Source organism: Rhizobium sp. P2_G2, assembly GCF_056403555.1.
Window position 1 is genome coordinate 1 of record NZ_JBFUFF010000098.1, and the last position, 23799, is coordinate 23799.

A 23799-nucleotide genomic window follows, 5' to 3' on the forward strand; every position below is an offset into this window, starting at 1 on the left:
ATCATCACCAATGAGCGCACCGGCCAGAGTTTCTACCAGGTGTCGATCAGCATCCTGCCGGGTGAGGAGAAATACCTAGGCACCAATGCGGAGATCATTCCGGGCATGCCGGTGGAAGCCTTCATCAAGACGACCGAGCGCACTCCGTTCGACTACCTGATCCGGCCGCTGACGAGCTATTTCGGCAAGTCGATGCTGGAACGGTGAGGCTGGGCGTAACGCCAGCACGCCCACGAAACAAAGAAGTTGATTTTGGCGCGCTCCTTCAAGGGCGCGCCTTTGCTTTGGTGCCTCAAGCCGCAGCTCTCAAAGGATAAAATCACCCTTCGTCAGCGTGTGCAGGCCATTGAGCTGGATCTCGAAATCGGGCGCCTTGTCTCCATCGAGATCGGCATAGACGAGGGTGACGTCATGGACCGTGCCCTTTTTGTCGACCAGGTCAACGTCGAGCTGGGCGGCCTTGCCGGAAAAGGCCTTGCCGCCGATGAAGCTGAATGCCTGGTCGCCGTCCTTTGATTTGGTGTCGATGTCGGAAAGGTCGATAATGTCGCCCTTGATGAAATCGCTGATCGTGTCATGACCCTTGCCATCAAGGGAGTCCGCGACGGTATGGTAGAGGAATTCGTCGCTGCCACCACTACCGGCCAGTGCATCTGCACCACGGCCGCCGCTGAGGATATTGGCGCCCTTGCTGCCGGTAAGATGATCCTTGCCATCGCCGCCATCGACATTTTCGATGCCGGAAATCTTCATCGCCACGCCGTCGATCATGCCGGTGCCCTTGGAGAGGTCAACGGTCGAGCCGGTGGCGACCGCCGCGGCATTCAGGGTGTCGACACCGCCATTGGTGTCTTTGAGATTTGCCGAATGCGAATGCAAACCATCGGCAACGGAGTCAGAAAACTCGTCGGTATAGACATAAGTGTTGGCTTTGGAGACAGCCGATCCATAGGCGGTGACCGTTACATTCGATATCGTCGTCGTGTAGTTCAGGTTGGCGTTGTCAACTAACTGAACAGTCCAGTCCCCCGCTGTGCTGAGCATGCCGCGGTAGGCCTGGCTGTGATAGGTGAATGTGCCGGTATAGGCACCGTCACCAGAGCTCTGATTGACTGAGAGCGCATATTTGTGCCCATCCGGGCCGGTAAGATAGACGGCGAGGTCCGGAACCCACTGGCTGTCGATATCCATCGACACGGTGACGCGCTCGACATTGATCGATTTCGTCATCGCGGCAGGGGTCAAGACGAGGCCATCCGTATTATCGTCAGGCACTGGCGTGGCGGTGTCGAGGAGCGTTACGCTGGCCGACTTCTGATTATCGGAAGTGGAAACGGCGTTCCAGCTTTCAGCCAGCCTGACGGCCGCCCGCGCATCGACGAGACCGTAGCCGTAATCCTCGTTGTAATGCATGCCGCCGCCGTTCCAATTGGTGGCGTCATTCCAGTTCCAGGCATGCTTCTCAAAACGTGTCACCCCATCATAAGCAATGGTCGTTCCATCGACCACCGATCCGACATGACGAGCGGTATCCGCCAGGATCGTCTGAATATCACGCCAGCCGAGGCCCGGATTGGCCTGCAACATCAAGGCAACGATGCCGCTGACCTGCGGCGCCGCAGCAGACGTGCCGTTAAAGGCTGTGTCATAGTCGCCGGCGCTGTAGCCGGCCGTCCCCGTGCGATCGGTCGTCACAATGGAAGCGCCTCCGCCAAGGCTGCCTGATGGAGAGCCGAAGGCGGAAATCAGGATCGGCGTTCCATAGCTGCTGTAGTTCGACACGAAGCCGTCATTGTTCACCGCGGCAACGATGATCTGGTTCGTGTTGTTATCGTCCTGATTGTGATTGACGTCGATATCGTACGAGCGGCTGTTGCCCGCGGATTTGACGAGCGCGATCCCCAGACCGTCGCGACCGTGGTCTACCGCATCCTGCACAGCCGCCATTTCGCTGGCGATGTTCGTCTGCCCGTCATAGTTATCGTAATCCGATGCGCCGCCAAAGCTCATGTTGATGACACCCACCCCTTCCGAGACGGCATCGCTGAGCGCGTGGTCATATTTGGAAGCCCAATCGTCGGGGGTATCCTCATATCGGATGCTGGCGCCGACCAAAGTGGCCTCATAGGCGGCGCCAACGACGCCGACGCCGTTGCGCGCGGCACCGATAATGCCCATCACGGCGGTGCCATGATCATCGGTTACGCCTTCTGCGGCATAGTCGTTGTCGTCCGGTGCCGCGTCGGTGTCGCCAGCACCGTAGTCGTAGCTGTCGGTGAAATCGTAATTCGGCTTGAGATCGACGTGCTCGTGATCGAAGCCGTTGTCCATGACCATGACCTTGACACCCTTGCCGGTGTAGTCATTCCAGACGCTGACGACATCGAGGTCGTACTGGCCGGTCACAGTGTTATGCAGGTACCATTGCTGGCTGAACAAGTCATCCGTAGGAAGCGAAACCGCCATCATGCCCTCCCGCCATGCGGCTCGCCACAGGGCACCCTATCGTGAAATTAAACTGGAGGGATATTAGCAAGAACGAAGATTTAGAACAGCGTGACAGTCTAAATTATGAAAAATACTTTAAATTTCCGATTTCTATAGAAATTTATCAGTGTTTCGCAATTTACAATTGGTTATCTTTGGGCAGCAACGCCGAGACAACATCGCACAGGTTGTCATCGCGACTGATATGGATGCGTGGAGAGCAGTGTGGGAGAGAGAATATATCCCCTCTCCCGCACAACGATCATTCGTCTATGCCGTCGATGATTTCGCGCGCCTTGCCGGCAGAAACGCGGCGGATGTCCACCTCATCGCGGCGGGCGGCGAAGAGTTCGCCGCTCATCAGTTGATCGGCGAGGTCGGCCGGGAGCGACAGGACCACGCGGGCATCGTCGCCATGGATCGAGGAAAGCGTGTTGCGCTTGCCGGTGATCATGCCGCCGGCCACCGTATTGTTGGTGTCGGGATCGATCAGGATGAAGGCGCCGGTCGAGCGGTTCTGCTCATAGGTGTCGAACACCGCCTGCTCCTCGAAGGAGAGGCGCACCTTGCCGATGCCGTTCATCGGCAGACGCTCGGCCGGGTTCCACTTGCCGGATTTCAGATCGAGCTGCTGCGCCGGCTCGACCAGCACGCGCTGGCGGCGCGAACCGGATTTCAGCCAGTAGCGCTTGCCCGGCTCGATGCCGTCGGGCTGCAACGCCACGAGCTGGGCTTCGAAGGCGAGGCCCTGCATCGGCTGGGCGTCGATCGAGACGATCAGGTCGCCGCGGGCAATGTCAACCTGCCGGTCGAGCACCAGCGTCACCGCATCACCGGCTACGGCAGCATTGCGGACGAGGTCGAAAGTGACGATCTTGGCAACATTGGCGATCATGCCCGAGGGCAGCACGATGATCGAATCGCCCGGCTTGACCGCGCCGCCCGACACCGTGCCCTGATAACCGCGAAAGCTTTCGCCGGGGCGCGAGACACGCTGGACGCTCATGCGGAAGCCGGTGGCCTGGGCCGAGCGAACCGTTGCCTTTTCCAGCGTCTCGACAATGGTCGGGCCGTCATACCAGGGCATGGAGGCGCGGCCGTCATAGACGACATTCTCGCCCTTCAGCGCGGAAACGGGAATGGCGGTCACCTGGCGTACGCCGAGCGACAGCGCGATCTCGCGGAATTCGTGGGAGAGTTCGTCAAAACGCTCCTTCGAATAGCCGACGAGGTCGATCTTGTTGACGGCAAGCACGAACTGCTTGATGCCCATCAACGTGGCAATGGTCGCGTGCCGACGGGTCTGTTCAAGGATGCCGGCACGGGCATCGACGAGCAGAACGGCAAGATCGGCGGTCGAGGCGCCGGTGGCCATGTTGCGGGTGTACTGCTCATGGCCGGGCGTGTCGGCAACAATGAAGGAGCGCTTGTCGGTGGCGAAATAGCGGTAGGCGACATCGATGGTGATGCCTTGCTCGCGCTCAGCCTGCAGTCCATCGAGCAGTAGCGCGAAATCGGGCAGGCCGAGATCGTTCTGCTTGCCGGAATCGCGGTTCAGTGCCGCGGCCTGGTCTTCCTTGACCGCCTTGGTGTCCCAAAGCAGGCGGCCGATCAGGGTCGACTTGCCGTCGTCGACAGAGCCGCAGGTTATGAGGCGTAGCGGGCGGGAATCGCGCGTGACTTTCTGGGCGTCCGAAGCCAGCAGTTGCTGCTCGGCGAGATTGGTAGCAGTGGTCATCTCAGAAATATCCTTCGCGCTTCTTCTTTTCCATCGAGCCGGCCTGGTCGCGGTCAATGGCGCGACCCTGGCGTTCGGAGACGGTGGCGGTTTCGAGTTCGGCGATCATGTCGTCCATCGTCGTGGCATTCGAGCGGATTGCGCCGGTGAGCGGGAAGCAGCCGAGCGTGCGGAAACGCACCATTTCCTCGCGCTTGACCTCGCCTGGCAGCAGTTCCAGCCGCTCGTCCTCGGCGAGGATCATCATGCCGTCGCGCTCGACGATCGGGCGCTTGGCGGCGTAGTAGAGTGGCACGATCGGGATGTTTTCTGCCTGGATGTAGCGCCAGATGTCGACTTCGGTCCAATTCGATAGCGGGAAGGCGCGAACGCTCTCGCCCTTGCGGATCAGGCCGTTATAGACGTTCCAGAGTTCCGGGCGCTGGTTGCGCGGATCCCAGCGATGATCCGAGGTACGGAAGGAATAGATACGTTCCTTGGCACGCGACGCTTCCTCGTCGCGGCGGGCGCCGCCGAAGGCCGCGTCATACTTGCCCATGTCGAGCGCCTGACGCAGAGCCTCGGTCTTCATGATGTCGGTATAGAGCGCCGAGCCATGGGTGAAGGGCGTGACGTTCTCGGTCTTGCCGCGCGGATTGGTATAGGCGACGAGGTCGAGATCGTAATCTGCGACCATCTTGTCGCGGAAGGCGATCATTTCCTTGAACTTCCAGCCAGTGTCGATGTGCAGCAGCGGGAACGGCACGCGACCGGGATAGAAGGCCTTGCGCGCCAGATGCAGAAGGACGGAAGAATCCTTGCCGATCGAATAGAGCATGACCGGACGCTCGAATTCGCCAGCCACTTCGCGGAAGATGTGGATGGCTTCGTTTTCGAGCGCCTTGAGATGCGGATCGAGCGGCGGGCGCTGGGCAGCGTCCTTGATATGAGCATCGAATTCAGACTGGGGAGACATTTTATTCCTGACTTCCGGGTCGGCCGGAGTGTTCCTTTGTTCCGTTGTGCCCTGCCCTCGTCCGACATCCCAAACCGCACATGTAAGGGGAGGCAAATTCGGAGCAAGTTCCCTCTCCCCGCCTGCGGGGAGAGGGTTAGGGTGAGGGGCAATTATGGAAAGTTAAAGCGAGCTGGAATCGAGCGAGGGAAGTGCGGCTTCCGGCACATGCAGGCCGCATTCGCGCTTCTCGTCGTTTTCCCACCACCAGCGGCCGGCACGCTCGGGTTCGCCGGGCTTGATGGCGCGGGTGCAGGGTTCGCAACCGATCGACGGATAACCGCGCGCATGCAGCGGATTGATCGGCACGGCGTCGCTCTCGACCAGGGCATTGATCTTTTCGATCGACCAATCGGCCAGCGGATTGACCTTGAGCATGCCACGCTCGGCATCGAACTCGACGAAGGGCGTGTCGGCGCGGTTGCCGGACTGGCCGCGGCGCAGGCCGGTCACCCAGACCGAAGCGCCAGACAGTGCGCGGGCCAGCGGCTTGACCTTGCGGACACCGCAACAGGCATGCCGGGCCTCGACGCTGTCATAGAAACCGTTCATACCGTATTGCGCGGCATAGGCGTCGATATCGGCCTGTTCCGGAAAATAGCGCTTGATCGTCATGCCATAGCGCTCTTCGGTGTCGGCGATCAACTGCACCGTCTCGGCGAACAGCCGGCCGGTCTCCAGCGTCACGACATCGATGTCGAAACGGTTCTGGCCGATGAAATGGGTGATCACCTGATCCTCGATGCCGAGGCTGGTGGTGAACACCACGCGCCCACCGAGATTGGCAGCCAGCGCCAGCCGCTCCGCCAAAGAAAGGCTCGCCATACGCTCATTGAGCGACTCGGCCTCGGCGGAAAGATTGATCATGTTCATTGCGAATGTCCTGTGTCCTGATGGCCGGCAATATCGCAGGTTCGGCCATAGGAGGACAGGAAACGGATTTCCCGGCAGCGTGATTGAAGAGCAAATATCTCTCAGGCTTCCAGATTGTGTGAAAAAGGTGCATGATATGTGCAATAATTCATGATAGCGCGCCCCGCGAAGATGTCGACGCTGGCTGGATATGGTCGTCAAAAATCTATAAATTTGATAGAGTTCATCCACAAGACAGAGAAATTTTCTTTCGTCCTGGGCGTCTTTCAGGCGCTTTCTGTTGCGCAACAAGCCTGAAATCGCCGCCCTACATTCCACAACCGCGCAGTTTCGTGGCGCAGATTTTTCTTTTAAATCGATGTTATTGACATAGTCTACCTAGAAGATAGAGTTTAGGCATTAACCAATTAGGAGGGTGACCCAATGGTTTCTGCATTCAATCGGCGTGCCGTCGTCAAAAGCATCGGCGCCGCCGTGCTCGGCGCCGCACTCGCCGTCACGTCTGTCCTGCCGGCCTATTCGGCGACGACACTGCTCAATGTCTCTTATGACCCGACACGCGAGCTCTACAAGGCGATCAACGCTGCCTTCATCAAGGATTGGAAGGCCAAGACTGGCGAGGATCTTGCCATCCAGCAGTCGCATGGCGGCTCGGGCAAGCAGGCGCGGTCGGTCATCGACGGCCTTGAAGCTGACGTCGTGACGCTGGCGCTGGAAGCCGATATCAACGCCATCGCCAAGGCCGGCAAGATCAAGGCCGACTGGAAGAGCCGACTGCCGAACGATTCGGCACCCTATACCTCGACCATTGTCTTCCTCGTCCGCAAGGGCAATCCGAAGGGCATCAAGGACTGGGGCGACCTGGTCAAGGGCGACGTTCAGATCGTGACGCCGAACCCCAAGACCTCCGGCGGCGCCCGCTGGAACTATCTCGCCGCCTGGGCCTGGGCCAACAAGGAATATAACGGCGACCCGGGCAAGGTGAAGGCCTATATTACCGAGCTCTACAAGCGCGCACCGGTGCTCGACAGCGGCGCACGTGGCGCAACGACCAGCTTTGCCGAGCGTCAGATCGGCGACGTGCTGCTCTCCTGGGAAAATGACGCCTATCTGGCGCAGGCCGAATTCAAGGATGACGGTTTTGAGATCGTCGTGCCGAGCCTGTCGATCCTGGCACAGCCGAATGTCGCGGTGGTCGATTCCGTCGTTGACACCAAGGGCACTCGCAAAGTGGCGGAAGCTTACCTGAACTTCCTCTATACGCCAGAGGCCCAAAAGATCATCGCCGACAACCACTACCGTCCGCTGAAGCCGGTGGAAGGGTCGTGGCAACCGCCGAAGATCAATCTCGTCACCGTCGACGATGCGCAATTCGGCGGCTGGAAGAAGGTCCAGAAGGAGCACTTCGCTGACGGCGGCGTCTTTGACCAGATTTACAAGCCGGCCAACTAAGCTAATATCCATCTCGAATTGAGACGGCATGAAGGGGTTGCGGCGTGCGAAAACGGCCGCGGCCCCTTTTGAATGAAAAAACAAAAAAGCATTTCGGAGAGATGGGGCCACCGCTCTCCCGCCTCAAATTCAACGGGGAATACCATGTCCAACAAACCTCTGACCGAGCGTATCGGTTTCAGGAGGCATAGCGTCATACCGGGCTTCGGGCTTAGTTTCGGCGTCACTGTCACCTGGCTGACGCTGATCATCCTGATCCCGCTCGCCGCCATGGTGGTGCGATCCGCCGGCCTCGGCATATCAGGCTATGAGCAATTGCTCTCTGACCGTCGTACGCTGCATGCTCTGGAAATCTCGTTCGGCTGCGCCCTGATCGGCGCGGCCGTCAACGTCGTTTTCGGCGTGCCCGTCGCCTGGGTGCTGGTGCGCTACCAGTTTCCGGGCAAACGCCTGGTGGATGCTATCGTCGACCTGCCCTTCGCGCTGCCGACCGCTGTTGCCGGTATTGCGCTTGCCGCGCTTTACGCCAAGAACGGCTGGATCGGGTCGATCTTCGCGCTCGCCGGCATCAAGATCGCCTATACACCGGCCGGTATCGTCGTGGCGCTGATCTTCATCGGTCTGCCCTTCGTGGTGCGCACGGTGCAGCCGGTGATCGAGGAGATCGACCGCGAGGTCGAGGAAGCCGCCGCGACTCTTGGCGCTACCCGCTTCGCCACGATCCGGCGCGTCATTCTGCCGAGCCTGACGCCCGCCGTGCTCACCGGCTTTGCGCTCGCCTTCGCGCGCGCCGCGGGCGAATATGGTTCGGTGATCTTCATCGCCGGCAATATTCCCTACGTCTCCGAAATCGCGCCGCTGCTGATCACCATCAAGCTCGAAGAGTATAATTATGCCGGAGCGACCGCCATCGGCACGATCATGCTCGTCGTTGCCTTCCTGATGCTCCTGGTCATCAACCTGATGCAGGCCTGGACGAGGAGATATGCGAGTGTCTGACATCCACGCTCAAAAATGGCGCTCGCCGACCACCGAACCGCTCGGCGCCAAGATCGCACTGATGGGGGCGGCCGGCCTCTATCTGGTGCTCATCATCATCCTGCCTTTGGCCATTGTCCTGGTCGAAGCCTTTCGGCATGGCTTTGGCACCTATATGGAAGCATTGAGCGATCCGGACGCGCAGGCGGCAATCCGGCTGACGCTGCTGGTCGCTGCCATTGCAGTGCCGCTCAATCTGCTGTTCGGGCTCGCCGCCTCCTGGGCGATCGCCAAGTTCGATTTCAAGGGCAAGACCTTCCTGATCACCCTGATCGACCTGCCGTTCTCGATCTCGCCGGTGATTTCCGGCCTGGTCTATGTTCTGCTGTTCGGCGCCAACAGCGCGCTCGGGCCTTGGCTCAAGGCGCACGGGGTCGAGGTGCTCTTCGCGGTGCCCGGCATCGTGCTCGCCACGGTCTTCGTCACCTTCCCCTTTGTCGCCCGCGAACTCATCCCGCTGATGCAGGAACAAGGGACGGCGGAGGAAGAGGCTGCGATCACGCTCGGCGCCAATGGCTGGCAGACATTTTCGCGCGTGACGCTGCCGAACATCAAATGGGGCCTGCTCTACGGCGTGCTGCTTTGCAATGCCCGTGCCATGGGTGAATTCGGCGCCGTCTCGGTCGTCTCCGGGCATATCCGCGGTTTGACGACGACGATGCCGCTGCATATCGAGATTCTCTATAATGAGTACAATCTCGTCGGCGCCTTCGCCGTCGCCTCGCTGCTCGCCCTTCTTGCCATTCTGACGCTGGCTCTTCGCACCGTGCTCGAAATCTGGTTTTCGCACGGCATCGCCGGCTCGAACAAACATTGAGGTCTCAAGACCATGGAAATCCGCATTGAAAATATCCGCAAGGAATTCGACCGATACCCGGCGCTGCACGACGTGTCGCTCGATATCCGCTCCGGCGAGCTCATCGCGCTGCTAGGCCCTTCCGGCTCGGGCAAGACGACGCTTCTGCGCCTGGTTGCAGGCCTCGAACGGCCGACGGCCGGCCGCGTCTTCTTCGGCGCCGAGGACGCCTCCAACAAGCCGGTACAGGACCGCAATGTCGGCTTCGTTTTCCAGAGCTACGCGCTGTTCCGGCACATGACCGTGCTTGACAACATCGCCTTCGGATTGACAGTGCGGCCACACGCAACACGTCCGCCCAAGGCCGAGATCCGCAAGCGGGCGCTGGAACTGCTCGACATGGTGCAGTTGACAGGTCTCGACAAGCGTTATCCGAACCAGCTCTCCGGCGGCCAGCGCCAGCGCGTGGCGCTGGCCCGCGCCATGGCGATCGAGCCGCGCGTGCTGCTGCTCGACGAACCTTTCGGCGCGTTGGACGCCAAGGTCCGCAAAGAACTGCGCAAATGGCTCAGGGAATTTCATGACCGCACCGGCCACACGACCATTTTCGTCACCCATGACCAGGAAGAGGCTTTGGAACTCGCCGACCGTGTCGTGGTGATGAGCCAGGGCAAGATCGAACAGGTCGGCTCCTCAGACGATGTCTATGACCGGCCGAATTCGCCTTTCGTCTTCTCGTTTATCGGCGACAGCGTTTCCCTGCCGGTGACGATGAGCCATGGCGACATTCTTTTCGCCGGCGCCAAGACCGGTCTCCTGCACACGGAGGATGGCGCTGGCCAGATGTTCTTCCGGCCAGGCGATGTCGAGACCGTGGCCGATAATCATGCCGGCATTACCGGGCGCGTGACCACGTCGCGGCGGCTGGCCGGCACGCGTATCGTTGAGGTCAATGTCGGGACAGACGATGCGCCTATCCTGATCGAGGTGGAAATTCCGCTGCATGCCTCGGCGGAACGCGGGGCAGAGGTGCGCTTCCGGCCGACGCGCTGGAAGATTTTCACGAACGCATAAGGCAATCGCTTGAGCATTCGGAGCTATCCTTTTGCCTTGTCGGACAAAGGGATAGCTCGATCGCCACCTAAAAACATTTCGACTTCCCTTGAAATGACATTTTTCAAAGCCATATAGGTGCTATCGAAATTGCACCAGGGCTTCCCCAAGCCCTTCTGACCTCCACACAATTCGATCTGCGGTCCCCCGGGTTCACCCCGCCGGACCGTGTGGATTTGTCATCAGCCCCACTGACCACGGATGTACTGGCAGCGCTGGCGCGGATGACGGGAAAGGCCGGCTTACCCCTCCGGCCTTTTTTGTTTTCGATCGTCCGGGAACAACAAGCATTCGGCCGCCCGCGGCCGAGAAAGGAACGACATTGCAGGTCATCGTCAGGGACAACAATATCGAACAAGCCCTCCGCGTGCTGAAGAAGAAGATGCAGCGCGAAGGCGTGTTCCGCGAAATGAGGGCACGCTCGGCCTATGAGAAGCCCTCCGAGCGCCGCGCGCGGGAAAAGGCCGAAGGCATTCGCCGAGCGCGCAAGATGGCCAAGAAGAAGGCGCAGCGCGAGGGGCTGATCCCTTCCAGTCGCAAGCCGGTCCAGAGCCGAGCGAGATAGTATGTAAGCCGCGGAAAAACCGCGGCTTTTTTGTTGGATAGTCAGTGCGCAGCGTGAGCGTTCAAGCGGCAGCGGCAGCCGGAGCGCCACCCGGCGCCTTGCGCATCACGATCAGATAGCTCAGCGATGCCAGGAACAGCGCGAAGGCAACCAGGATCGGCATCCAGCCGTCATGACCAAGCGAAACGAGCTGCCGGAGCCTTTGCTGAAAATGCTCGAACTCAAGCACCATCGCGTCAGAGCCGGTGAGCAATTGCACGTAGGCAACTGACTTCGGCGAATTGGCGATCGTGAACGAGAAGGAATAGGAGGCGGTGAACCCCGCGACATAATAGACCAGCCGGAGCGCACCGGAGGGCGATTTCTTGTAGAGTTCGACGGGAAAGCAGAGGAAGGCGACGAGAACGCCGAGGAAAAGCGTCTCGATCGGCATGCCCTCGAGTATAGTCTGCATGTCGACATTGGCGAACCAGAGATCACCGAAATTGAAGAAATATTCCGCCGAAGCGCCAAACCAGACAAACAGCGCCAGCACCCAGAGCAGGTTCATCCTGAGAAAGCGGATGCGCATGACGCCGGTGGCCAGCACCACGACGCCGCAGGCGAGCATGCCATAGGGCCGGATGACGCCGTTGAGCCAGGTATCAAGCTCGCCGCAACTGCCAACCACCGCGGCACATCCGGACATACGCACGGCGAGCCATGTCAGGTAATAAAAGTATATCGAGAAGAATATATAGGCCATGCTGGCGACTGCATTCCACCACAGATAGCGCCCGGCATACATGAAATTGCATCTCCCTTAGTTTTCCGCTCACGCATTCGCGGCAATCTCAGGAAATATATTAGCAATTCTTTTGCAATTGTCCGGAAACACCTTCGTCTCTGGTTTCCGGATTATGGCTCCTCGCAGGCCAATAATGAATCATGATCCAATCTGGCACAAGTTTAAGAAAGCAGTACGTCGCTTGGTCGAATTGCGCCGACCTCGATGCCGTTCCAGTTGCGGAACGTGTGTTTCGCAAAACCCATCAGCCGGTCATGCAGCGCTTCGTCGTCGCGGAAAAAACGAGCGAGTACCGCTGCCACCATGCTTTCGGCGGCGCGCGTGGCGCCATCCTCGCATTTGAGCGCAATTGCCAGGCCAAGCTCGGGGATTGCGGCGCAGAACACGCCTTCGGCGCCCGTCTTGGCAAAGATCCGGCCGGGGGCGGCCTGCATGAGTTTCGTGCAGGCGCGGCCGCTGCCGGCGACATAGAAGGGCTCGGCCATGCAGGCCTCGATGATCCGACGCGATGCCTTGGCGCGCTCGGCGCCAATCCCCTCGCCTGTTGCCATCTTGGCAAAGCCGTGGGCGAGCGAACGGAGCGGGACGGCATAGGTCGGGATCGAGCAGCCATCGATACCGCAATTGTCGCGATCGAGTAGCGTGCCGGTCAGGTCGCGCATCGTGTCGCGGATTTCCACCTGCAGCGGATGCTCATAAGTCACATAGCCCTTGGGATCGTTGCCCCTGTGGCAGCAGGCGCAGATGAAGCCGGAATGTTTTCCGGAGCAATTGTTGTGAAGCTGATTGGGCTTGTCGAGCGTGCGCGCCTGTTCGATCAACACCTTCTGCTCGGACGACCAGTGGGCGCCGCATTCGAGATCGGCCTCGCCCCGGCCGGCAGCCGTGAGCATGGAGGCAGCGAGCGCAACATGCTCCGGCTCGCCGGAATGCGAGCTGGAAGCCAGCGCCAATTCCTTGTTGCCGAATCCATAGGCATCCGCGGCGCCGCCCTCGACCAGCGGCAAGGCCTGCATGGCCTTGCAGGCCGAACGCGGGAACACCGGCCGATCGACATCGCCAACCGCAAACACCGTCTTGCCGGCACCATCGACAACCACCGCCATGCCGCGATGGGCGCTCTCGACGCGGTTGCCACGCAGGACTTCGACCAGCACCGGGTTTGACATGATGTTTTCCTTTGGGATCGGTTTTCTTGGGGTTTGGATTTGCAGAACGTGCTGCGAAAATCAACTTTTTTGCCGTCAAATGTTCAGGGATTTGAGCCCAAGTTTCCTAGAATGAGGCGTATTTGTTCTGCGAGCATCGGCAAATCCCTGACAATCGTTTGCCAGACGATATCCAGATCGACCTCGAAGTAGCCGCGCGCAAGGACATTTCGCATTTCGTAAGCGCTTTTAAGCGGTAAGCCGGAATTTGCTTCCGCGAACTCCGGAAAGCTTCGCAGGATATTGCGGCTCGCCTCTCCAACGATTTCAAGATTTCGGATGACCGCGTCCTGCAAAAGCTGATTTCGCAGAAAGTCCTCTTTTGCGGCCCTGTTGACATAAATGTCGATGCGAGCAATCGCTTGTTCTATATGCGTGAGGTAGTCGGAAAGCCGCCCGTCCAAGCTGCTCATACAGGCAAAGCCTCTGCGAGGACACGATCCCGGAACTTGGCGGGCAAAGCCTTGGGAGTCACGAAATCGACGGGCACCCCGAGCAACTGCCGTAATTCATGTCGTATGGCACCGATATCCAGCAGCGTCATATCTGGCGTGGGGTCGACCAAGATATCGAGATCGCTATCGTCCCGATCATCACCTTGTAGCGCGGATCCAAAGATGCGCGGATTATTGGCCCTATGCGAGCGGACAATGTCTCGTACGGCTTGATTGCGTCCTTCAAGGGCAGTTGAGGGCTTCATTTTCAGGCTCCTGACGCGATAACATTACAGGATGCGGGTTCGTCGGCAACGGGATTCGACGAAACCATCACGCCCCCCTCCTTTCGTACCCTGGATGTCACTTGAAAAGGCGCAGCCGAGCGACCAAAACCTAGTCCTAATCAATTGAGCCTGCCATGCATCCGACTTCTCCATCAATTCTGAATTGGCGTGGCAATGGTGATCGCCGGTCTTATGTACCACTTTGCACTGGAGCGCCGCCCGCGACCACCGCGGCGGGCTGATCAGTCGGTCAGGGCATAGCCTGGCCGCCGTTGATGTCGACCATCTGGCCGGTGATATAGCCCGACAGCATATCGGAAGCGAGGAAAAGATAGGCGCCGGCGCAATCCTCCGGCGTGCCGACACGGCCGAGCGGTACCGACTTGGCGACGCTCTCGCCCTGGTTCGGCAGCGAATAGCGGTCCTGGAACGGGGTCTGGATGAAACCCGGCGCGATGGAGTTGACGCGGATGCCGAATTTGCCGAGCTCCAGCGCCAACCCCTTGGTGACGGCGGCGATGAAGGCTTTCGACGAACCATAGATGCCGGAGCCGGCCGTGCCGCCGGTGCGGGCCGCGATCGAGGTGGTGTTGATGATGAAGCCGCCCTGTTTCTTCAGATGTGGAATGGCGGCCGTGGTCGCCGCCAGAACCGAGCGGCCGTTCAGGTCCATGACCTTGTCATAGTGTTCGTCGGTGAGGTCCTCATAGAGCACGCGGGCGACCATGCCGCCGGCATTGTTGATCAGGCCGTCAAGCTTGCCGAACGTCCTGACCGTTTCCTCGATGATCCGCGCCATGTCGGCGGAGTTGGTCGCATCGCCACGCAGCAGAACGACGCTGCCACCAGCGTCCTCGATCTCCTTGGCAGCCGCATGTGCTGCCTCGGCGCTCGAATTGTAGTGCAGGCCGACCTGCGCCCCCTGCGCGGCAAACGCTTTTGCAAGGGCCGCACCGATGCCGGTCGAGGCCCCGGTAATCAGCACCGCCTTGCCGGCAAGATCAGGAATCGTCAAAGCACTCGACATGTTAGCCTCCCGTCAATTGTATGACCATTGCCAAGAGGTAAAGGACAGGGCCGCATCTGTCCAGCATCAGTTGCGGATTGCCGACACGGGCCGAAAACTTGCAGGTTTCTTGCGCGCGAATTGCCTGCTCTTAACCACTGCAAATCGCCTTGACAATATAGTGATATCACTATTATTTTCCTTTTAATTCTGAAGGACTCTGATGAAATCGCTTGTTTGGGTTGGATCAAGCCGGAAGGACTTCAACGGTTTCCCGGTCGAGGTGAAGTCGGAAATGGGCTATGCGCTCTTTCAAGCGCAAATGGGCGGACGGTACCGCAAAGCCAAGATATTCAAGGGTGCCGGTGATGCAGGCATTGTTGAAGTCGTCGACGACTTTCGCGGTGATACCTTCCGAACGATCTATACGGTGCGTTTCGAATCCGCTGTCTATGTGTTGCACGCCTTTCAGAAGAAGTCGAAGCAAGGCATTGCAACGCCAAAGGGAGATCTCAATCTCATCGAACAGCGTCTCAAGGAAGCCCAGCAGTTGCACAAGGAAAAGATGTCGTGACCAAGGCAATCGAATATGAGGAAAGCAGCGGCAATGTCTTTGCCGACATTGGCCTGCCGGATGCCGAGATCCATCTGATCAAGGCAAGGCTCGTCTATAAGATCGATGAACTGATGAAGCAGCGCGGCCTCAAGCAGGCTAAGGCGGCGTCCCTATTCGGAGTAAAGCAACCCGATATCTCGAAAATGCTGCATGGTGACTTCCGGCAGTTTTCGGTCGAGCGGCTGATGCGTTTCCTGGTCGCACTCGGACAGGATGTCGAAATCGTCGTCAAGCCGCATGTCGATACAAATGTCGAGCCGATGCTGAGCGTGGCGTAACAGGCTCTATTTGAGCAAAGGCTCGTACCGCTTGTCGGTCAACGTCTTCAGGAAGGCCACCAGTGCGTCGATGCGCTTGTCGTCCAGGCCGGGACCGGTGGTCAGTTCCTTCATCGCGACATTGTCGGCGATCTCAGGCGGAGCCCAGAGCTGGCCGGTCTCGGGGTTGATCTGGCGGCTCTTCTTGATCGAATTGTATTTGTTGTAGAAAAGCACCACGGTGCGCAGGTCCTTGAAGACCCCGTTGTGCATGTAAGGGCCGGTGACCGCGACGTTCCGCAGGCTCGGCACCTTGAACTTGCCGCGCTCGGCCGGATCGCCATGCACCATCGGATTGGCGGCGAGGCCGATGTCGACATAGCCGGGTTTTGAGCCGTTCATCCTACGCACCTCCGGATTGGCGGGCACGCCGATGTTGAAATATTTGTGCGAGGTAAAAGTCGAGGTCTCGTAGGTGCCATCATTGCCCTTGAGATCGTGGCAGAGGCTGCAGCTTGCGAACTGCGTGGAGAAGAACAGCGTCCGGCCGAGTTCCTCCTGGTCGGTCAGCTTCACCTCGCCGCGCAGATAGCGGTCATATTTGGCATCGAAAGGCGAGAACGATTTGGTGCGCTCGAAAGCGGCGATCGCCTGAGTGGCGAACCGGAACGTCTTCTTCGGGTCCTGCATCGCATCGGCGCCGAACAGGGCCGTGAAGGCCTTCACATAATCCGCATTCTCGGCGATCCGCGCCGCGATGGACTTTTCGTCCGGCATGCCCATCTCGACCGGATTCAGCGGCGGTCCGCCCGCCTGGTCTTCCAGCGTCGCAGCCCGGCCATCCCAGAACTGGCCACCGAGATAGATGCCGCTGGCGTCCTTGTGGAAAGGCGGGCTCAGAGCGGCATAGGTCGCCGTCGGCGCATTGCGGTCGCCGAAAGACTTGCCGTCATCACCGCGCGACACCGCATCGCCTGCGGTATTGTGGTGATCGGAAAAACCGATATCCGGCATGTGGCAGGTCGAACAGGCTTCGGTGCGGTTCTTCGACAGGTTCTTATCGTGGAACAGCGCCTCGCCCAACGCCTCCTTGGTCGCAAACTTATCGGATTGCGCGAGCGTCGCACCGCCGAGCAGCGCGAGCGACAGGGCCAGGAAGCCGGGAACAAGAATAGCAAGACGCATAGTGGATCAGAACTCGGGCGTGAATGGCGGCCGCAATGGAAACATGTCCATCACAGTCCAGTTTTGCGCCTTATACACGAAGCTGAGTATTGCGCTCCAGTTTTTTCGCGCCTGCGACAACGATGCGCAGATGCTCAGAGCGGATGGTAGCAATGGAAGCAATGCGCGCCCACCGCCGTCTCTTCGGGAAAGCTTTGCCGGCAGATGTCGGTGGCATAGGCGCAGCGTGGGTTGAACGGACAGCCGGAGGGTGGATTGAGCGGCGACGGCAGTTCGCCCTTGAGCTCGATGCGGTTCTTCTTGCGCGTCGGATCGGCGATCGGCGTGGCCGATAGCAGGGCTGCCGTGTAGGGATGTCGCGGATGGGCATAGACATCTGCGACTGGTCCGGTTTCCACCGGCTTGCCGAGATACATGACCAGGACGTCATTGGCGATATGGCGTACCACCGACAGCCCGTGCGAGATGAAGAGATAGGCGAGGCCCATCTCCTTCTGCAGGTCCATCAGCAGGTTCAACACCTGCGCCTGGATGGAGAGGTCGAGCGCCGAAACCGGCTCGTCGAGCACCAGCACTTTCGGCCTCAGCATCAAGGCGCGGGCAATGGCGATACGCTGCCGCTGGCCACCGGAGAACATATGCGGGTAGCGGTCGTAGTGTTCCGGGCGGAGGCCAACCTTGCGCATCATATCGAGCGCCTGCTCGCGGCGTTCGGCGACGGTGAGCTTGGTGTTGATCTTCAGCGGTTCTTCCAGGATCGTGCCGATCTTCTGGCGCGGGTTGAGCGAGCCGTAAGGGTTCTGGAAGACGATCTGCACGGTCGCGCGCAGTTCGTGCACGCCGGGATTGGCGACCACGCCATCGATCGTCAGTTCGCCTTCGGTGGGGTATTCGATCATGGTGACGAGACGGGCAAGGGTCGACTTGCCGCAGCCGGATTCGCCGACGACGGCCAGCGTCTTGCCCGCTTCGAGCGAGAAGCTCAGGCCGTTGAGAGCCTTGACCGTTGCAGGCTTGGAGAACAGGCCGCCGCCGACGTCGTAGAAGCGTTTGAGGTCCTTGCCGCGGATGATCTCATTCATGCCAATTCTCCTACGCGGCTGGGATGGCCCGTCGGCTGACCATGCGATAGCGGGTAGTTGCAGAGGGCGGAGCCGAATTCTGCACCCTGCCGCTCGACGGTCTGGCGACAGAGATCGGTGGCGAAACGGCAGCGCGGTGAAAACAGGCAGCCGGTCGGCCGGTCATGATGGCCAGGCACAACGCCGGCGATGGACGGCAACCGTCCACCCGCCACCGCACGCTCCGGCAGAGCCGCCAGAAGCGCTGCCGTGTAAGGATGATGCGGGTCGGTGAACAGCGGGATGACCGCCTGTTCCTCGACCTTCTGGCCGGCATATTGCACCTGAACGCGCTCTGCCGTCTCGGCAACCACGCCCATATCGTGGGTGATCAGCACCAGCGCCATGCCCTCTTCCTTCTGCAGGCGGATGAGCAGGTCGAGAATCTGTGCCTGGATGGTGACGTCGAGCGCCGTGGTCGGCTCGTCGGCGATCAGGAGTTTTGGATTGCAGGCGAGCGCCATGGCGATCATCACGCGCTGGCTCATACCGCCCGACATCTGGTGCGGAAAATTCCGGAGACGGCTTTCGGGCGCCGGGATGCCGACCTTGCGCAGCAGTTCGATCGAGCGCCGCTTGCGTTCCCCGGCAGTGAGACCAAGATGGGTCTTCAGCGCCTCGTCGATTTGATAGCCGACAGTGAAGCAGGGATTGAGCGAGGTCATCGGCTCCTGGAAGATCATCGCCATGTCCTTGCCGATGATCTTGCGGCGCGCGCCGCTGGAGAGCGTTATCAGGTCCTTGCCGTCGAAGCGCATGACATCGGCAGTGATCCTGGCGGTCCAGGGCAAGAGGCCCATCAACGCCAGCATGGCGACGGATTTGCCGGAACCGGACTCGCCGACAATGGCGAGGATTTCGCCCTGGTCGCAGGTCAGCGACACGCCATCGACGGCGCGGAACAGGCCGGACGTGGTTTCGAACTCGACGGTGAGATTGCGGATTTCAAGCAGAGGCATGGTCACGACCTCTTCAGTTTCGGATCAAGCGCATCACGCAGGCCGTCGCCCATCAGGTTAATGGCAAGCACGGTGATCAGGATCGCGAGTCCCGGAAACGTCACCACCCACCAGGCGCGCTGGATGAATTCGCGGGCTTCGGCAAGCATCGTGCCCCATTCCGGTGTCGGCGGCTGGGCGCCCATGCCGAGRAAGCCGAGYGCYGCCGCGTCGAGGATCGCYGAYGAGAAGGCGAGCGTCGCCTGMACGATCAGCGGGGCGAGACAGTTCGGCAGGATGGTGATGAACATCAGCCGGAACATGCCCGCACCGGCGACGCGCGAGCCGACGACATAGTCCTTGCCGCGTTCGGTCAACACCGCCGCGCGCGTCAGCCGGACGAAATGCGGCTGGTTGACGAGCGAGATCGCGATCATGGCGTTGGTCAGGCCGGTGCCGAGGATGGCGACGAGAACCAGCGCCAGGAGCAGGGACGGAAAGGCAAGGATCACGTCCATCACACGCATGATTGCAGTGTCGACGCGGCCGCCGAAATAACCGGAGATCAGACCGACGAGGACGCCGACAAGCACCGAAAACGTCACCACCACGAGGCCGATGAACAGTGAGAAGCGCGCACCGTAAATAAGCCGTGACAGGATGTCCCGGCCGACGGCGTCGGTACCGAGCAGGAAAGTGTCACGGCTCCCCTCCATCCAGACCGGCGGTAGCAGGAGCAGGCCCTGGTTCTGATCCTGCGGCGCGTGCGGCGCCAATAGCGGCGCGCAGATCGCCATCAGCAGGATCAACACGAAGACGACCAAGCCGATGACAGAGCCCTTGTTGCGTGAAAAGTAGAACCAGAATTCCGCCAATGCCGAAGGCGGAGCGGAGCGTACGGTCTCGGAATTTGCCATTGCTCGCCTACCTTCCGATACGAGGATTGAGAAAGCCATAGAGCACGTCGACAATCAGGTTCACCACCATGATAATGCCGGCGATCATCACCAGACCGCCCTGCACCACCGGATAGTCGCGCTTGAACACCGCGTCGACCATCCATTTGCCGATGCCTGGCCAGGAGAAGATCGTCTCGGTCAAAATCGCGCCGGTGAGCAAAACACCGATCTGCAGGCCGATCGTGGTGACAACAGGGATCATCGCGTTTCTGAGCGCATGCAGGCCGACGACGCGGAAAGGCGAGAGGCCTTTGGCGCGGGCGGTCCGGACATAATCATCGCCCAGCACTTCGAGCATGGCCGAGCGCGTCTGACGGGCAATGACCGCAAGCGGAATGGTTGCCAGCACGATGGTCGGCAGGATCAGGTGGGTTATGGCAGAGCCAAAGGCACCAGATTGGCCGGAGACCAAACTGTCGATGAGCATGAAGCCGGTCACCGACGGGAAGAAATACATGAAGGATATTCTGCCGGACACCGGAGTCCAGCCGAGATAGCCCGAGAAGAAGATGATCAGCAGCAGGCCCCACCAGAAGATCGGCATGGAATAGCCCACCAGCGCGGCGCCCATCAGCGTCTGGTCAAGCCAGCTGCCGCGTTTGAGTGCAGCAATCACGCCGACCGGGACGCCGAGACAGACAGAGAGGATGATGGCACAGAGCGACAGTTCCAGTGTCGCAGGAAACAGCGACAGGAATTCGTCCATCACCTGCCGCTTGGTGACGATCGAATGGCCGAGATCCCCATGTACGATGGCCCAGAAATAGTCGAGATATTGCATGTAGATCGGCCGGTCGAAGCCGAATTGGTGGGCCAGTACCGCATAACGCTCCGGCGACACGCCATGTTCGCCCGCCATGGCAGTGATCGGATCGCCGGGAAGCAAGCGGATGAAGAAAAACGAGACGAGTGTGACTCCGATGAAGGTCGGGATCAGCACGACAATTCGTCTGAGCAGAAATCCAATCATAGGACTTTCCTGGCTGGACGCTCACGTGGGCCTGTCGGAACAGACGCGGTGGCGAAATGCAGACAAGCGCCACCGTGACGGATCACGGCGGCGCCTGCAAGCGAAAGGTTTGTCCTATTCTGCGATGTCGACGCCATCAAACCGATGCGATCCCAGCGGATCCATCAGATAGCCCTTGACCTTGGTCGACATGGGCATGGTCACCAGCGAGTGGGCTATCGTGGCCCAGGGCGCTTCCTTCTTGAAGATGTCCTGCGCCTGGACGTAGAGCTTCTTGCGCTCGGCCTGGTCGCTGATCTCGGAAGCCTTCTTGGTCAGGGCGTCGAAGTCCTTGTCGCACCAGGCCGCCTTGTTGTTGGAGCCGACGGCGCCGCAGCCGAGCAGGACTGCGAGGAAGTTGTCCGGGTCGCCGTTGTCACCGGTCCAGCCGGCCAGCACCGCACCGTCATGCTTCGGGTCGCCCGCGAGCTTCAGGTATTGCGTCCAGTCGTAGGAGACGACCTCGACCGTGACGCCCACCTTGGCGAAATCGGCCTGGATCAGTTCGGCCATGCGGTGCGCGTTCGGGTTATAAGGACGCGAAACCGGCATCGCCCAAACCTTCATGTGAAGGTCCTTGACGCCCGCCTTGTCCAGAGCCGCTTTGGCAGCAGCCGGATCATACTTGTCGTCCACCGTGTCCTGGTTATAGGCCCACATGGTCGGCGGGATCGGGTTCTTGGCGATCTGGCCGATGCCGGGATAGACGGCGTCGAGGATTGCCTGCTTGTTGATCGCCTGGTTGAGCGCCTTGCGCACCTCAGCCTTGTCGAAAGGCGGCTGGGTCGTGTTGTAGGCGAGATAGCCGACATTGAGGCCGGGCTGCTCCATCACGGTCAGGCTCTTGTCAGCCTTCATCGCCGGGATATCAGCCGGATTCGGATAGGGCGCGATCTGGCATTCGCCTGCTTTCAGGCGCTGCAGACGCACGGCCGGATCGGGCGTGATGGCGAAGACCAGATCGTCGATCGCCGGCTTGCCGCCGTCCCAATAGTTCGGATTGGCCTTATAGCGGATCATCGCGTCCTGCTGATAGGCGACGAAAGCGAAGGGACCGGTGCCGAGCGGCTGCTGGTTCAGTTTTTCCGGCGTCTTGTCGGCCAGGAGCTTGTCGGCATATTCCTTCGACACGATCGAGGCGAAATCCATCGCCAGGTTGGCGATCATCGGCGCGTTCGGGGCGGTGAGATTGAGCTTCACCGTGTAATCGTCGACCTTCTCCCAGGACTTGGTCAGCGACGGCATCGACATGTCGTTGAAGTAGCCGTACTGGGCATCGCTGATATAGGTGAAGAAGGGATTCTTCTTGTCGCTCTGGCGCTCGAAAGTGAAGATCACGTCGTCGGCATTGAAGTCACGCGTCGGCGTGAAGAAATCGGTGGCCTGGAACTTGACGCCCTTGCGCAGGTGGAACGTGTAGGTCAGKCCGTCGTCGGAGACTTCCCATTTCTCGGCAAGGCCGGGGACGACTTCAGTCGTGCCGCGCTTGAATTCGACGAGGCGATTGTAGACCGTCTTCGAGGAGGCATCGAACGTAGTGCCCGATGTGTAGAGGCCGGGATCGAACCCTTCGGGTGAACCTTCGGAGCAGAAAACCAGCGTTTTTGCGGACGCGCCGAAGGCGAAGGTCGAGACGATGGCAGTGGCTGCGAGTAGGGTAAAAAGCTTCTTCATGGATTTCCCCTTATTTCCTCCGCACCGGCTTCTTACCGGCCCGGTTGTGCCTGAATGGATGATATTTCATTCCAAAAAGCAATAGGAATTGGAGGAATTATTTTCCATCCGGTCAAAAGTGGAGCCCCGTCTGTAACAATTAAGACAACCTCGCGCAAAATCCGCGTGGATAGCGGAAAATCCCATTTCGTTTTKTTGAGAGGTTGGCTATGGCGGTTTTCAGCGTTCTCCCAAACCCGCGTCGAAACCGGCGTAACCGGTCCCTCCTGAGGAATATTGAAGGCATGAATTTCCGTAGTCTCCTGATCGCCGGCCTGGCCATGACCGTCGCTGGCTGCACCACCACCGCGTCGCTTTCTGGCGATCCGCTCTCCAAGCGCTGGGTCGGCACCAATGCCGGCAAGTTCTTCGCCGCCTACGGCCCGCCGGTTTCCGACGAGGAGAGCGGCTCGACGACGACCTATGTCTGGCGCGGCGGCTACAGTCATCACCGCACGCCAGCGCAGTACAAGGGCGAAGGCAAGAACCGCAAGCTGGTCGCGCGTGCCCATACCGACTATCTCGTCTGCCAGGTCAAACTCATCGTCGGCTCCGACTATATGATCAAGTCGATCGACGCCTCTGTCGACAAGCCCGGCCCCGACGGCGGCCCCAGCTGGTGCCAGCAGACGCTGGACGCGGCAAAGTAAGCAGCAGATAAAATGCACGCGCCGGTGGCCTGCTTCCGAGCGGGCCCGGCGCGACCAAATGCCCCTCCCTTCGAAAGCGGCTTAGAAAAGCCAGCTTCTCAATTCATCTTGATTGCGACATGAAAGTGCTGCGAAGCGCTTCGTTGTGTGGTACACAGGAAGCACGGTCCGCATTTGAGGACTGGCATGGCTTGGCCCGAAGAGGCCGGGCGGTATCTGGGAGGATACATGAGGTATTTGCTGGAAAGCCAGGATATCGGGGTCTTCAGTCCACGCGATCTCGAAGCGCTGCAGACCGCATTCACTATCCTAAGCGTGCAATTGTCGCTCTATGGCGATGACAACGAGGCCCGCAAGCTGGCCCGCTCGCTGATTCAGCTCTATCGCCACGGCGTCCGGGAGCCCGATCAGATGGTTGCGGCACTGGAAAGCTACAAGGCCGCCTGAGGCCGGGGAACGCAACTTCCTCGTAGAAAGATTTTTATACCCCAATACTTTAAGTTTAAATAATTCTTCACTTATGCGCGTTTTGGACGATTGCGCAAGAAATCCGAAGTATCGGGCATTTCGATC

At 59.7% G+C, this 23799-nt stretch carries 25 protein-coding genes; 10 read left to right on the top strand and 15 right to left on the bottom strand.

The window, feature by feature from the left end:
- A partial coding sequence (locus tag AC1D06_RS34975) for a beta-barrel domain-containing protein (RefSeq protein ID WP_477990353.1) occupies positions 1–207 on the top strand: 207 nt, incomplete at its 5' end.
- A gap of 99 nt (positions 208–306) precedes the next feature.
- Here the strand turns inward: AC1D06_RS34975 and AC1D06_RS34980 are convergent.
- From AC1D06_RS34980 to AC1D06_RS34995, 4 genes are all read right to left on the bottom strand, one after another.
- Positions 307–2466, bottom strand: a complete 2160-nt coding sequence (locus AC1D06_RS34980) for a S8 family serine peptidase (protein WP_477990354.1) — start codon at positions 2464–2466, stop codon at positions 307–309.
- A gap of 283 nt (positions 2467–2749) precedes the next feature.
- Positions 2750–4225, bottom strand: coding sequence for a sulfate adenylyltransferase subunit CysN (cysN, locus tag AC1D06_RS34985; RefSeq protein ID WP_477880033.1), 1476 nt, complete (start codon positions 4223–4225; stop codon positions 2750–2752).
- 1 nt (position 4226) lies between these two features.
- Complete coding sequence (gene cysD, locus AC1D06_RS34990) at positions 4227–5180, bottom strand: sulfate adenylyltransferase subunit CysD (protein WP_477880035.1); 954 nt, start codon at positions 5178–5180, stop codon at positions 4227–4229.
- 162 nt (positions 5181–5342) lie between these two features.
- Positions 5343–6092, bottom strand: a complete 750-nt coding sequence (locus tag AC1D06_RS34995; protein ID WP_477990355.1) for a phosphoadenylyl-sulfate reductase — start codon at positions 6090–6092, stop codon at positions 5343–5345.
- A gap of 423 nt (positions 6093–6515) precedes the next feature.
- Between AC1D06_RS34995 and AC1D06_RS35000 the strand changes: the two genes are divergently transcribed.
- From AC1D06_RS35000 to rpsU, 5 genes are all read left to right on the top strand, one after another.
- A complete protein-coding gene (locus AC1D06_RS35000) occupies positions 6516–7544 on the top strand; it encodes a sulfate ABC transporter substrate-binding protein (protein ID WP_477990356.1) in 1029 nt (342 codons plus the stop codon).
- Positions 7545–7688: 144 nt separating this feature from the next.
- A complete protein-coding gene (cysT, locus tag AC1D06_RS35005) occupies positions 7689–8543 on the top strand; it encodes a sulfate ABC transporter permease subunit CysT (protein WP_477880040.1) in 855 nt (284 codons plus the stop codon).
- Positions 8530–9399, top strand: coding sequence for a sulfate ABC transporter permease subunit CysW (cysW, locus tag AC1D06_RS35010; RefSeq protein WP_477990357.1), 870 nt, complete (start codon positions 8530–8532; stop codon positions 9397–9399). The genes cysT and cysW overlap by 14 nt, the downstream gene beginning before the upstream one ends.
- A gap of 12 nt (positions 9400–9411) precedes the next feature.
- Positions 9412–10452 (top strand): sulfate/molybdate ABC transporter ATP-binding protein, encoded by a 1041-nt coding sequence (locus AC1D06_RS35015; RefSeq protein ID WP_477880044.1) that lies wholly within the window; start codon positions 9412–9414, stop codon positions 10450–10452.
- A 361-nt stretch (positions 10453–10813) separates the two neighbouring features.
- Positions 10814–11056 carry a 30S ribosomal protein S21 gene (gene rpsU, locus AC1D06_RS35020; RefSeq protein ID WP_477880046.1) on the top strand — a complete coding sequence of 81 codons (243 nt, stop codon included), beginning with the start codon at positions 10814–10816 and terminating at the stop codon, positions 11054–11056.
- A gap of 61 nt (positions 11057–11117) precedes the next feature.
- On the opposite strand, the gene AC1D06_RS35025 is transcribed toward rpsU, so the two are convergent.
- The 5 genes from AC1D06_RS35025 to AC1D06_RS35045 form a co-directional block, all read right to left on the bottom strand.
- Positions 11118–11843 carry a hypothetical protein gene (locus AC1D06_RS35025; RefSeq protein ID WP_477880047.1) on the bottom strand — a complete coding sequence of 242 codons (726 nt, stop codon included), beginning with the start codon at positions 11841–11843 and terminating at the stop codon, positions 11118–11120.
- A 161-nt stretch (positions 11844–12004) separates the two neighbouring features.
- Entirely contained in the window at positions 12005–13012 is a 1008-nt protein-coding gene (locus AC1D06_RS35030; RefSeq protein WP_477990358.1) for an asparaginase, read from the bottom strand.
- 83 nt (positions 13013–13095) lie between these two features.
- Positions 13096–13464 (bottom strand): HepT-like ribonuclease domain-containing protein, encoded by a 369-nt coding sequence (locus AC1D06_RS35035; protein ID WP_477990359.1) that lies wholly within the window; start codon positions 13462–13464, stop codon positions 13096–13098.
- Complete coding sequence (locus tag AC1D06_RS35040) at positions 13461–13751, bottom strand: nucleotidyltransferase family protein (RefSeq protein WP_477990360.1); 291 nt, start codon at positions 13749–13751, stop codon at positions 13461–13463. Before AC1D06_RS35040 ends, AC1D06_RS35035 begins: the two co-directional genes overlap by 4 nt.
- Positions 13752–14022: 271 nt before the next feature.
- Complete coding sequence (locus AC1D06_RS35045; protein WP_477990361.1) at positions 14023–14799, bottom strand: SDR family NAD(P)-dependent oxidoreductase; 777 nt, start codon at positions 14797–14799, stop codon at positions 14023–14025.
- 202 nt (positions 14800–15001) lie between these two features.
- Here AC1D06_RS35045 and AC1D06_RS35050 point away from each other — a divergent pair, with 202 nt between their 5' ends.
- Positions 15002–15352: a type II toxin-antitoxin system RelE/ParE family toxin gene (locus AC1D06_RS35050; protein ID WP_477990362.1), complete on the top strand. Its 351-nt coding sequence runs from the start codon at positions 15002–15004 to the stop codon at positions 15350–15352.
- Between the two features lie 47 nt (positions 15353–15399).
- Positions 15400–15672 (top strand): helix-turn-helix domain-containing protein, encoded by a 273-nt coding sequence (locus tag AC1D06_RS35055; RefSeq protein ID WP_477990366.1) that lies wholly within the window; start codon positions 15400–15402, stop codon positions 15670–15672.
- A gap of 6 nt (positions 15673–15678) precedes the next feature.
- On the opposite strand, the gene AC1D06_RS35060 is transcribed toward AC1D06_RS35055, so the two are convergent.
- From AC1D06_RS35060 to AC1D06_RS35085, 6 genes are all read right to left on the bottom strand, one after another.
- Positions 15679–16836 (bottom strand): cytochrome-c peroxidase, encoded by a 1158-nt coding sequence (locus AC1D06_RS35060; RefSeq protein ID WP_477990363.1) that lies wholly within the window; start codon positions 16834–16836, stop codon positions 15679–15681.
- A gap of 134 nt (positions 16837–16970) precedes the next feature.
- Complete coding sequence (locus AC1D06_RS35065; protein ID WP_477990364.1) at positions 16971–17918, bottom strand: dipeptide ABC transporter ATP-binding protein; 948 nt, start codon at positions 17916–17918, stop codon at positions 16971–16973.
- On the bottom strand, positions 17915–18916 hold the full coding sequence (locus AC1D06_RS35070; RefSeq protein WP_477990367.1) for an ABC transporter ATP-binding protein: 1002 nt from the start codon (positions 18914–18916) through the stop codon (positions 17915–17917). The genes AC1D06_RS35065 and AC1D06_RS35070 overlap by 4 nt, the downstream gene beginning before the upstream one ends.
- Before the next feature lie 2 nt (positions 18917–18918).
- Positions 18919–19812, bottom strand: a complete 894-nt coding sequence (locus AC1D06_RS35075; RefSeq protein WP_477880062.1) for an ABC transporter permease subunit — start codon at positions 19810–19812, stop codon at positions 18919–18921.
- A gap of 7 nt (positions 19813–19819) precedes the next feature.
- Entirely contained in the window at positions 19820–20824 is a 1005-nt protein-coding gene (locus AC1D06_RS35080; RefSeq protein WP_477880064.1) for an ABC transporter permease subunit, read from the bottom strand.
- A gap of 114 nt (positions 20825–20938) precedes the next feature.
- Complete coding sequence (locus AC1D06_RS35085; protein ID WP_477880066.1) at positions 20939–22537, bottom strand: ABC transporter substrate-binding protein; 1599 nt, start codon at positions 22535–22537, stop codon at positions 20939–20941.
- A gap of 284 nt (positions 22538–22821) precedes the next feature.
- On the opposite strand from AC1D06_RS35085, the gene AC1D06_RS35090 reads away from it, so the two are divergent.
- Together AC1D06_RS35090 and AC1D06_RS35095 are read left to right on the top strand one after the other, a co-directional pair.
- Positions 22822–23226, top strand: a complete 405-nt coding sequence (locus AC1D06_RS35090) for a hypothetical protein (protein WP_477880067.1) — start codon at positions 22822–22824, stop codon at positions 23224–23226.
- 228 nt (positions 23227–23454) lie between these two features.
- Positions 23455–23673 (top strand): hypothetical protein, encoded by a 219-nt coding sequence (locus AC1D06_RS35095; protein WP_477990365.1) that lies wholly within the window; start codon positions 23455–23457, stop codon positions 23671–23673.
- Positions 23674–23799: the final 126 nt, after the last annotated feature.